8 protein-coding genes are annotated in these 8814 nt (G+C 60.1%); 4 read left to right on the plus strand and 4 right to left on the minus strand.

Features of this window, described 5'->3' with window-relative positions; all coding sequences use genetic code 11:
* Positions 1 to 428 precede the first annotated feature (428 nt).
* The 3 genes from merA to ACN4F8_RS18285 form a co-directional block, all read right to left on the minus strand.
* Positions 429 to 2093, minus strand: coding sequence for a mercury(II) reductase (gene merA, locus ACN4F8_RS18275; RefSeq protein WP_419474884.1), 1665 nt, complete (start codon positions 2091 to 2093; stop codon positions 429 to 431).
* Between the two features lie 2 nt (positions 2094 to 2095).
* A complete protein-coding gene (gene merP / locus ACN4F8_RS18280; RefSeq protein WP_419474877.1) occupies positions 2096 to 2386 on the minus strand; it encodes a mercury resistance system periplasmic binding protein MerP in 291 nt (96 codons plus the stop codon).
* Between the two features lie 149 nt (positions 2387 to 2535).
* Positions 2536 to 2892 carry a mercuric transporter MerT family protein gene (locus ACN4F8_RS18285; protein WP_419474878.1) on the minus strand — a complete coding sequence of 119 codons (357 nt, stop codon included), beginning with the start codon at positions 2890 to 2892 and terminating at the stop codon, positions 2536 to 2538.
* A gap of 89 nt (positions 2893 to 2981) precedes the next feature.
* Between ACN4F8_RS18285 and merR the strand changes: the two genes are divergently transcribed.
* From merR to ACN4F8_RS18305, 4 genes are all read left to right on the plus strand, one after another.
* Positions 2982 to 3392 carry an Hg(II)-responsive transcriptional regulator gene (gene merR, locus ACN4F8_RS18290; protein ID WP_419474879.1) on the plus strand — a complete coding sequence of 137 codons (411 nt, stop codon included), beginning with the start codon at positions 2982 to 2984 and terminating at the stop codon, positions 3390 to 3392.
* A 1-nt stretch (position 3393) separates the two neighbouring features.
* Positions 3394 to 3531, plus strand: a complete 138-nt coding sequence (locus ACN4F8_RS18295) for a hypothetical protein (protein WP_419474880.1) — start codon at positions 3394 to 3396, stop codon at positions 3529 to 3531.
* 172 nt (positions 3532 to 3703) lie between these two features.
* The gene (locus tag ACN4F8_RS18300; protein ID WP_419474881.1) at positions 3704 to 4720 is read left to right on the plus strand and encodes a tyrosine-type recombinase/integrase; all 1017 of its coding nucleotides are present in this window, start codon (positions 3704 to 3706) and stop codon (positions 4718 to 4720) included.
* Positions 4721 to 4751: 31 nt separating this feature from the next.
* Positions 4752 to 5018, plus strand: a complete 267-nt coding sequence (locus ACN4F8_RS18305) for a hypothetical protein (protein WP_419474882.1) — start codon at positions 4752 to 4754, stop codon at positions 5016 to 5018.
* 210 nt (positions 5019 to 5228) lie between these two features.
* Here the strand turns inward: ACN4F8_RS18305 and ACN4F8_RS18310 are convergent, their stop codons facing one another.
* Entirely contained in the window at positions 5229 to 8273 is a 3045-nt protein-coding gene (locus tag ACN4F8_RS18310; RefSeq protein WP_419474883.1) for a Tn3 family transposase, read from the minus strand.
* Positions 8274 to 8814 lie beyond the last annotated feature (541 nt).

The raw sequence follows: 8814 nt of genomic DNA on the forward strand, positions 1-8814 counted from the left end.
ACCAACGGTTCGCTTTTTCGGTGTGGTGGACTGTATGCAGAAGATGCCGTCAGCACTCTGACCAAATGATTACAGTTCTGTCATTTAAACGGCATCGCTTTTGGTCGCCGCTGATCCGCGCGCGTTCCCAAGCGCCCAAACGTCTTTTGAAGGGCGGATGGGCTTCGGCAAACGACTCTGAGCCTCTTCTGATGGATTTGGTTTGTTGGTCGAGGATCAGCCGGTCTTTCGCGATGACTCGGGAGTCGCAAAAGTGCTCTGGCGTAGCGCGCGACGGAAAAGCGGAACACACCCCGGAAGTCGATATGGACAAAATGCAAAGGTCCCATGCGACGCAGCCACGAATCTTCAATGGGGTGCTTTTCCCTGCTTCAGCGATCAACGAAGCCCTGCATCCTCAAACTGAAATTGTTGGTAGTCATGTGCATTCACCCAGCGCAGCACGACAACTGCTTCACGTCTTTGAAAAATGTTTGGGCACACAGCTTCAGGCCTTCCACCATCGTCAAATAGGGAAACATCTGATCGCCCAGTTCCTGCACCGTCATCCGGTTGCGAATGGCGAGCACCGCCGTCTGAATCATCTCGCCCGCTTCGGCCGACAGGATTTGGGCGCCGATCAGCCGTCCGGTCGTCTTGTCGGACACCAGCTTGACGAAGCCGGTGGTGTCGAAATTCGCTAGCGCGCGCGGTACGTTCTCCAGCGCCAGGGTCCGGCTGTCAACCTCGAAGCCTTCGGCTCTTGCCTGGTCTTCGCTCAAGCCCACGGTTGCCACCTGCGGATCGGTGAAGACGACTGCCGGCATGGCCGTCAGGTCCAGCACCGCATTGCCCCCCATCATGTTGCGTGCCGCACGTGTTCCTGCGGCGGCCGCAACGTAGACGTATTGCGGCTGGTTGGTGCAATCCCCGGCGGCAAAGATATGGGCGACCGAGGTGCGCATGTGTTCGTCGATCACGACAGCGCCAGAGCTATCCACGGCAACGCCCGCAAGCTCCAACCCCAGGTTCGCCGTATTGGCTTGCCGGCCCGTCGCTACCAGCAAGCGATCGCCCTTGAGCTTCTCGGTGCCGGTGTCGATGTGGAAATCGGTACCGTCGTGGCCCACTGTTTGAATCAGCGTGTGGGTCAGAATCCGCATGCCTTCGGCTTCCAGAGCCGACTGAAGTCCGGCACTGATCGCCGGATCTTCCTTTGACAACAGCGTCGAGCGTGCAATGAGCGTCACTTTGGACCCGAGTCGCAAAAATGCCTGCGCAAGTTCGAGCGCAACAACCGAGGCGCCGTAGACCACCAGGTGCTCGGGCGTCCGATCGGCGAGCAGCGCTGTGGTCGATGTCCAGTACGGGGTCGCAGACAGGCCCGGCAATCCTGGAACGATGGGGGAGCGCCCGGTCGCGATCAAGATCCGATCGGCTATGAGCCGCTGTGGAGCAGCACCCTCATGCGAAACCTCGATCGTGTGGGCATCGATAAAACGAGCCCGGCCCCGTACCAGAGTGATGCTCGCATTCGTTTCGAGGATTGCTTCATATTTGGCGTAGCGCAACTCCTCGACACGGCTCTGCTGCTGCAAAAGCAAGGCCGCGCGGTCGATCCGGGGCGTGCGTTTGTCGATGGCAGGAAATGGGTGGTGAGCCTGCTGATGCGCCATTTGAGCTGCGCGAATCAAGATTTTCGAGGGCACGCAACCAACATTGACACAGGTTCCGCCCACCACACCCGCTTCGACGATGGTGACCGTCGCGCCTTCCTCTGCGGCTCGCAATGCTGCGGCAAAAGACGCCGAGCCACTGCCGATGATGACGACCTTCAGTGCAGCGCCCGCACCTGGAACGGACGTCGGCGGTGCGAGAGGAAATGCAGGCTCCTTGACGGCTGCGCTCTGCAGCGTGGCATCGAACCCCTTGGCCCGGATTGCCTTGATGAGCGTTTCCGCTTGAACTCCTGCATCGAGCGCAACGGTTGCCTGGCGCGCTGGATAGGACACCGTTGCACTCCGGACCCCCCTCACCTGGCCCAGCGCCTGCTGCAGCGTCGATGCGCAGTGGTCGCAGGTCATCCCTGTGATCTGAAAATCAAGCGTCTCCATGCTCATTTCACCACCTTCAGCGTAGCCGGATAACCGGCATTGGCGCTCGCCAGACTGAGCTTTTCGACCGAGGTTTTCTGGTCGTCGAACGTGACAACGGCTTCGCGTTTCTCAAAGCTGGCCTTGACTTTCTGAACGCCATCCACCTTGGACAAGGCCTTTTTGACCGTGATCGGGCAGGATGAGCACGTCATTCCCGGCACATCCAGCGTCACCGTTTGTATGGCGGCCATTGCCATGGACGACAGGCCAGCGGCACACACAAGCGCGAGGGTACGGAGTGTTTTGAACATAAATTTTCCTTAGTAGTTGAGAACAATAGGGCAGCAACCGAGGCGCTGCATGGAGAGCAACAAACCCAGAATGCCCAGGTAAAGGAGCAAGGCCACAGCCAAGGCGCCAACCGCGCAACGAAACAGGGTGTTTTTGATCACTGCCGTCATCACTCCAACAGCGTCACAAGGTACGGATAGGCCAGGGCGATACCAACAAGCAGCGAGACCACCCAGAAAAGTGCTCTGTTCCTGGAATTCGTCTGCGGAAGTGCGCATGCCGAGCCGGGCGCGCAGTCGGCAGCAGCCGGTGCCCGATAGATCTTTTGGTAGGCCAGCACCATGCAAAGCAGTGCGACGCCGATGAAGAGCGGCCTGAAGGGCTCGAGCTTGGTAAGGGTGGAAATCCACGCTCCACCAACGCCCACGCTAACCAGTACCAGGGGTCCGAGGCAACAGGCGGAAGCTGCCAGCGCGGCCAGACCACCTCCGATGAGGGTAGTTTTGGCAAGTTTGTCTTGTTCCATAGGGTCCTAAAAATGAATCGATGCGCAACTGTAAGCTCCGTACTACAGTACAGAGTCAAGCGGTTTTCCCACCTCATTTGTAAAAATTCATGGCTCAAAAACTAACCATCGGAAAAGTCGCTGCCGCTGCGGCCGTGAATGTGGAAACCATTCGGTTTTATCAACGGCGGGGCCTGCTGACTGAGCCACCGAAATCGCCAGGGGGCTTTCGTTACTACGACGAGGCAACCATCGCCCGCGTCCGCTTCGTGAAGCGCGCCCAGGCACTGGGTTTTTCACTGGAGGAAGTTGTGGGCCTGATGGCCCTGGAACAGTCCAGCGCTTGCGGGCCGACACACGATGCAGCCGTTCGCAAGCTGCAACTTGTGGAGGAAAGGATCACCGATCTGAAGCGCATCCGATCAACACTGAAAAATCTGGTGCAGAAATGCGAGGCCGGCCCTGCCGCAGTTTGTTGCCCCATCATCGAATCCTTGGCACACAGCGCGAGCAACAAATGACGTGCGCCTGATGCAAGAAGGTGCGGCAACGTTGCTGAGCATCGATCAGACCAAGGTCTCGCGCATCACGTGCAGCCAGTTCCGCGATATCAGTGAAGCCGAGCTGCTCGAGTTGGTGGCCAAGCAAGGCACGACGTGAAGATTGTGGTCAGCCCGGTGCGACGGCGCGCCGCCAAAATCGAGCCGCAATTTGCCTGAGCTCGTCTTGCGGCAATAGGTATTGCGCAAAGCCTGACGCGATGGTTGCGGCCAGAAAAAAAGTTGGCTGGTATTGACCCTCATGAGATTAAAACAGCCCTGACAACCGATATATGACCCGTATTGCTGAATACATCGAGGCTGCCGAGAGCGACAACACTCGCCGGAGCTACGCTTCGGCGATACGCCATTTTGAAGTTGAGTGGAAGGGTTTGCTGCCTTCCACAACGGACGCCATTGCCCGCTACATGGCCGACCATGCGGCTACCCTGGCCATCAACACCCTGCGCCAACGGCTGGCGGCGCTGTCGCGGTGGCACACCGACCATGGCTTTCCCGATCCCACCAAATCGGCTTTGGTGCGCCAGGTCCTCAAGGGCATTCGCTCCGTTCACAGCGTGCGGGAAAAACGCGCCCGCCCACTCGAACTGGCCGTTCTTCAGCAAGTCGATCAATGGCTCGATACCGCTATCACCAATGCGCAGCGGTCCGGCGACCAGTCTGGCGCGCTGCGCCACACGCGCGACCGCAGCCTGATGCTTCTCGGATTTTGGCGCGGCTTTCGCTCCGACGAACTGGTCAACCTGCGCGTTGATAACACCGAGGTCACCCCTGGCCAGGGCATGACCTGCTACCTTGGCCGCAGCAAAGGCGACAGGCAGCGTGAGGGCCGCGTTTTCAGATGCCCGGCGCTCTCCCGACTGTGTCCTGTGACTGCGTTCAATGCCTGGGTCAGCCTCGCTGGACTGAGCGAGGGCCCGGTATTCCGCAAGATTGACCGCTGGGGCCATGTTGCCGAGGAGAGCCTGCACGTCAACAGTCTGATCCCCTTGCTGCGCAGTCTGTTCGCCGAATCAGGCGTCGAGTCACCTGAGGAATACAGCAGCCACTCCATGCGTCGCGGCTTTGCCGGCTGGGCACGCGCCAGCGGCTGGGACATCAAGGAGTTGATGGAATACGTCGGCTGGAAGGATGTCAAATCGGCCATGCGCTACCTCGATGCGTCGGATTCCAGCCTGCAAGCTCGGTTCGAGCAGGGCCTGATCGCTTCGGCGCCAGCAGCTCAACTGATACCGCCTCCGCAGCCTGAAGACAAAGCTGGCGGGCATTGCGCACCCACCGGGCGATGAAACAAGGCCTGTGGCAATCTTGCGTGTCACGATGACCCTGGCCCGGTTCAGCAAACAGTCGCTCGGTCTGGCCCGCGCCCACCGCCTGATCGAGCAGACCTGCTTCGAACGTTTTGCCATGCAGCGTCTGAACACCGAAAGCACACTGTACGAGCTCACGATTCCCCATCCGTCCCGCGACGCGCTGAACGAGCTGATCGGCACGCTGCTGGAGGGCATGCGCCGCGTTGCCGAAGACAACCAGTGCCTGCTGGAAACCTCGTTTCATGAGCCCGCCACCGATGCACATTGGGATTGAGTTGGTGGGTGTACAGGCAGCCAAACGGGGTCGTTGCCGTAAATGACCACGCTTCTGTGAGAGCAGCGAATCCTTTTCAACACCATCACCTTGAGCCGCCACGTCTACGCGCCGAAGTTGCAAGGCCTGCGCACCGCCCATGCCGAGAGCTCAGGATCAGCTCGACCTAGCAACCAGCGCGAGTGATGGCACCAATTCCGATAGCTACGGCTATGACATCTGGGCCAACCGGCGCAGCTTGCGGCGCCTCGCTTCGGCAGGCGTTTCCTCCTCCACATTGCTTAGCAGCACGCCTGCGTATTGCTCGATAGAAAAGCTCATGATGCCGCGGAAGTTGATGTTCCCGAAAAATACCGGACCCAGCCGCCGCACAATGTCGTCGCTCACGCCACCACCGGCGGACCTCAGCTTGGCGACCACCTCGTTAAGCTTCTTGGTGTTCCACGCGATGATGAGGTTTGTGAGCAGTACGTGCGAGCCCGAAATGGCTCGCAGCTCATCGCGGCGACGGCCGCGCTCGGCGGCGATGCGACCGAAATACACGGCGCGTTGAAGCTGGTGCACCGACTCGCCACGATTCAACAAGGTGTGGATCTCACGGCGGAACTGCTCTTTGGTGAAGTAGTCGCACAGGTACACGGACCGCAGCAGCCGACCGTAATGATCCAGGGCACGATGAAGTTTGTCGCCAATGGCTGCGCTGCCATTGCGCGCCAACGCCCAGCCCACGCTGACCCGCCCAGTCAGGATGGACGCCACCAAACGCAGCATCACGTCCCAGCCGCGCACGATGGCGCGCTCGGACACGTTGGTCAGTGCGATCGCGTCCAGCTCCTCGGGGACCTCGGTCTTGCGTGTCACCCAGAGCTTGCAATCCGGCAGTCCTGCGAGCTGCGGGCAGAGGTCGAACCGAAGATGCTTGGCCAGCGCCATCGCGCCGTACGTGTAGCCATGTGTGTCCACCGCCAGCAGCTGAATCTTGATGCGCTCCTCGCTGGAACTGTTGTACTGCTCGACACCTTCGACCGCTGGGCCGCCCTGGCGCGTGAGCAGCACAATCGGCTGATCGTAAAAGACGGGGTAGCTGCCGAGCACGTGGGTGTAGATACCGGCAGCGGGGGTTTTTCGCCGCGGATCGGTGCGGGCAATGCCCAAGTGCCTCGTCGTGTCCAGGGCCATCATGTCGGCGGATGCCTTGGTGCCATCGCTCCAGAGTTTCACGATGGGAATGCTCTGCTGGTATGCGACGACGGCATTGTTCGCAGCTCGCAATCGGCCCGGGGTTTCCAACTGCTGCATGGCGGCAGTCACCTCGGCCACGGTGACGCCGCTGACCATGGCGGCAGCCGACTTGGCATCGATCTCAGTTCCGTGGGCCAGCAGGGCGGCATACAAGGCGATCAGCTCCCTGGTCGTTTTGGCATCGCGGCCTAGCAGCTTGGAGCTGAAGCGGGTCTGAGCGTCCATCTCCAGGATCAGGTCGGGCAACTGGACGGGACCAATCATCTGCTGCACCGCCTGGGCCGTTCTCTTGAGCTCAGGCTCTTCCGCCATCGCGTTCAGTGCGGGCAGACGAACGCAAGCTTGCTCGTCGATCTCAAGCAGGCCGTTGGCCAGCCCTTCTTTGACGCGCTGCAGGCCGTCCATGAGCAATGCCATCTGGCGCGCAATCGCGACCTGCGGGTCGACCTCCAAGCCAAAAGCCGTGCAAAACTTTTCTCGATCGCGCTCCCACTCTTCCTCGGAAATGAGGCTGTCGGTGCGGCTACGGAAGTTGGCGCTGTGCGGCACCCACAGTCGCCCGCCCATCAACCCTTTGCGGATTCGAAGCAAGGCACAAGCCTTGAATGCCTTCAGCGCCTTGGCACGATCCGCGTCGTCGACTAGCGGACGCCAGGCGGCTTCGATGCCCGACACGTCCCAGTCCTTGGGCAGCTCCTTCAGGCCTTCGGTGCGAATTTTCTTGAGCTGTTCGACGAGGGTCAGATCCTTCTTGCTCTCATCGCCCTCGATGTTGAGGCAGTCCATTGTGTCCAGCACAGTCGCGACCCGTTCGCCATGCTCCACGAGCGTTTCACGCACGATGTCGGCATGGCTGACCCTTGGCATATCCAACACCTCCCTGGCAACCCTGACGATCTCCACGATCCGCTCTTCTGCGGTTTTGTCCGCGTCCTGCGCTAGGTTCAGCATGGACTGAACTGACTCGCGGTAGATGCCACTGCGGCTGGCCTGCTTGGACTGCACGCGCTTCGCACCCATGCGCACCAGATCGCCGGTGCGCCGGCCCATCCGGAAAATGGCTTCGTCTGTCAACTCCCAGAGCGTGGCTTTCAGGAAGCAGATGACCTCCACGATCTGCGTCTCCAGCACGCGGCGGGAGGTCTCGGATGGAGGTCGGTGCGCAACACGCTGCGCGAAGGCCTGTATGCGTGTCTGGGACAGCGATATGAGGTTCCAATCAGCGACGCCGAGTGTCTTCAGGTAGTCGACGCGCGAGGACACTTCCTCCAGATTCTTGACCCCATGCTTGCCCGCCGAGGTTTTGAGCCATTCGAGGACAGTGGAGTCCTCCGACGGCCCTTGGTCAAACATAATCTTCAAGATTGCGCGCTGCCGGGCAGGCTTGACCGCGCCGTTGATGACCTCCATCGCGAGGGTTTCGATCGCGCGAAAGGCCGCATTGGCTTGGTCCTCAAGCGTCGAGACGCCAGGCAGGACGATCCTGCGCTCGTAGAGCCATTCCTCGGCGAAGGTCACCAACTCGGCCTGACTCGCTGCGTCTCGTGCGCGCATGGTGAGCGTGGCGGTCAGCTCCCTTTGTATTTCAGGCGCAAAGACCTCAAACCCCAGCGTCTGCCGTGCCCATGTACGCTGCTCGCGCAACCGGCGTTCGACGGAACCTTCGGCCTGTGGACCGGCCTTGCCACGGTAGATCGACTTGATGGTCGCGATGGCCGTGGCATCCGTCCCCAATTGGTTGGCCAGCACCTTGACCATGTTGGCCGGAAAGCTGTCCGTCACGCCGGCCAACCTGCCAGTCAGCCCAAGAAACATGAGCTGGAGGGCGTAGCCCAAGCGCAAATCTAGAGGCGGCCGCCCGCGCTTAGCGTTTCCATCGTCATCGACGCGGCTGACGATGGGGATCGCCGCGAGCTGCTCGTCACTGAGCCTGCAGTGCTCGATCGCTTCTGCCTCCGTCATCTTTGAGGGAAGCTGTTGCTTGCCGAGGAACTTGTACCGGTAGCTCGCCATCGCGCCTCCAAAGACTGGATTGCGAGCCACTATACGGGCACTCGGCCGCAGGCGCCCTACGAGTTCGCTTGATCAAGTGGTCAGTTGTGAATCGCAGAGCACCACGATGACAACGCCGATCCATATGAGTTGTCACTGGAGGTAGTTGAACCCGGCGTACAGATTTCGGGTCGTTTTGGAATTTTGTCGACGATTCCCAAAAAACCGAGATGACCCCCACTCCCACGTGTGGCCAGAGATCAAGCAGGGATGAAAGATCGGGCTCCACGGGAGACATCAGAAAGTTTTCCGTGAGTGATAGTCGGTAGCCCGCCGAATCCCACATCCACCGACATGGCTCAAGTGCTGTGGCGGGACGATATACACCCAACTCTCGAATCTTTGGAGCCAAGAGTCGGATCGCATTCGCGGCAATCTGCAGTCGATCGATTCGCTTCATTCGTAGTAGTGAGCCGGCACAGATGGCCAGCGTACAAACGGTTGACCGCCTGGGTCATTCCGGCTTTGTCAACTGCCAGCCCTAGTTTTGGCGACCAACAAA

The organism is Hydrogenophaga sp. (assembly GCF_048549895.1).
GTDB lineage: Bacteria > Pseudomonadota > Gammaproteobacteria > Burkholderiales > Burkholderiaceae_C > Hydrogenophaga.

Bases quoted from the DNA above. Each gene is read 5' to 3' on its own strand.
- ACN4F8_RS18285 (WP_419474878.1), bottom strand. From the start codon at position 2,892: ATGGAACAAGACAAACTTGCCAAAACTACCCTCATCGGAGGTGGTCTG.
- ACN4F8_RS18300 (WP_419474881.1), top strand. From the start codon at position 3,704: ATGACCCGTATTGCTGAATACATCGAGGCTGCCGAGAGCGACAACACT.
- merA (WP_419474884.1), bottom strand. From the start codon at position 2,093: ATGGAGACGCTTGATTTTCAGATCACAGGGATGACCTGCGACCACTGC.
- merP (WP_419474877.1), bottom strand. From the start codon at position 2,386: ATGTTCAAAACACTCCGTACCCTCGCGCTTGTGTGTGCCGCTGGCCTG.
- merR (WP_419474879.1), top strand. From the start codon at position 2,982: ATGGCTCAAAAACTAACCATCGGAAAAGTCGCTGCCGCTGCGGCCGTG.
- ACN4F8_RS18305 (WP_419474882.1), top strand. From the start codon at position 4,752: ATGACCCTGGCCCGGTTCAGCAAACAGTCGCTCGGTCTGGCCCGCGCC.
- ACN4F8_RS18310 (WP_419474883.1), bottom strand. From the start codon at position 8,273: ATGGCGAGCTACCGGTACAAGTTCCTCGGCAAGCAACAGCTTCCCTCA.